This is a genomic window from Kitasatospora sp. MY 5-36, assembly GCF_001182915.1.
Classification (GTDB): domain Bacteria; phylum Actinomycetota; class Actinomycetes; order Streptomycetales; family Streptomycetaceae; genus Kitasatospora.
This window is the reverse complement of sequence record NZ_LFVW01000028.1, coordinates 1-1,605: the sequence shown is the minus strand read 5'-3', so window position 1 is coordinate 1,605 and position 1,605 is coordinate 1. Positions and strand designations below refer to the sequence as shown.

Genomic DNA, 1,605 nt, shown 5'->3' with positions numbered 1-1,605 from the left:
CCCGCCGCAAGGTGCAGGGGCAGGCGCCCGCGCCCGACCCGGACCTCGGCCGGCAGCGGGCGGCCGTGGACGCGTTCTTCGCCGCCGCCCGCAACGGCGACCTGGACGCGCTGCTCGCCGTGCTCGACCCGGACGTGGTGCTGCGCTCGGACGGCGGCGCGCTGCTGGCCCGGCACACCGTGGTGCTCTCGGGCGCCGGCACGGTGGCCGGCCAGGCCGTCCTGTGGGGCACGCTGTCGCCGTTCGCCCGCCCGGCGCTGGTCAACGGCACCGCGGGCGCGGTGGTCATCGGCGACAACGGCAGGCCGCTGTCGGTCATGGCGTTCACCGTGGTGGACGGCGCGATCGTCGCGATCGACGTGCTCACCGACCCGCAGCGGCTGGCGGGCCTGGACCTCACCGACTTCCGGAACGGCTGACCCGGGAGGCGGGGCGGGGAGGGCGGCCGCGCCCTCCCCGGTCAAGCCCGGTCGGCCCTGCGTTCCCCCCGGTCACCGCGCCACCCTGACCAGCCCCTGAGGCGACGTCACCAGCCCTGCGCGACCACCCAGTCGGCCAGCTTCCGGGCGCAGTCGTCCACCGCCTCCTTCCAGCTGTGCTCCGCACCGTCCCCGGCCTGGTCGCTGACGTGCTTGACCAGCCGCACCGGCAGCCCGGCGCGGTGGGCGACGGTGGCGACGGCGTAGCCCTCCATGTCCACCAGGTCGGCGTGCTCGGCGAGCCGGTCGCGGGCGTCCGTGTCGGAGACGAAGAGGTCGCCGGTGGCCAGCACCGGGCCGTCGCCCTTGCCGATCACCAGCGGGGCCCCGTACTCACGCCCGGTGAGCGCGTGCAGGGCGGCGGTGTCGAGGTCGTGCTGGATCACCTGGACCACGTGGTGGGTGCCCTCCCAGCCGGGGCGCAGCGCGCCGGCCGTACCGAGGTTGATCACCTCGGACGGCTTCTCGCCCTGCGCGAGGACGGTGGCCAGCGCGACGGCGGCGTTGACCTTCCCTATCCCGGTGAGCAGCACGGGCAGGCGGTCGTCCAGGTGGGCGGCCTCCTCGCGCACGGCGACGACGAGCAGCGGACGGTCGGGCGAGATCGTTCCAAGCAGGCGCATACCTCCATCGTACGGAGCGAGGGGTCGCCGCACCCGGGAAAGCCCGCCCGCAACCGGACCCCCGCGCTCCGCCCGGCCGGGGGAACCGCGTAGGGTGCGGCCCGCGTCGGACGGTTCGCCACCTCTCGGGACGACCGGCAGGAGACGACCGGCGGGAGCGGCACGAACCGTACGGGCCGTACGGGACCGTACGGGCCGCACCGACGGCACCGACGGCACCGGCCGCGCCGGTGCCACGGGCCGTCCGGGGGACGTGCACGACATGCTCAAGATCGGCGCAAGTCAGGTGTGGTCGGGGGGAGTCACGGCCATACTGCTGCCATCGGTCGGGCCCCGGGGACGGGCCCGGCCCCAGGGGAGGATGAGGCGGGTGGCAACACCAGTAGGCAACGGCGCGTCCGGCGCCGCGTTCCCGGCACGGCCGAACCAGCTGCCGGGGGCGCCGGGCGCCGCGGTGGCGACGGCCGTGCCGGTGGCGGCGGCCGCACCGGGGGCACCGGCCG

The 1,605-nt window shown here is 76.3% G+C and carries 1 protein-coding gene and 1 pseudogene; one reads left to right on the top strand and one right to left on the bottom strand.

Annotated features, from left to right (window positions below; translation table 11 throughout):
- Positions 1-419, top strand: a pseudogene (locus AE652_RS02275) (RNA polymerase subunit sigma-70); the annotation flags it as partial.
- 107 nt (positions 420-526) lie between these two features.
- Here the strand turns inward: AE652_RS02275 and AE652_RS02270 are convergent.
- Positions 527-1,102 (bottom strand): nucleosidase, encoded by a 576-nt coding sequence (locus tag AE652_RS02270; protein WP_049649370.1) that lies wholly within the window; start codon positions 1,100-1,102, stop codon positions 527-529.
- Positions 1,103-1,605 lie beyond the last annotated feature (503 nt).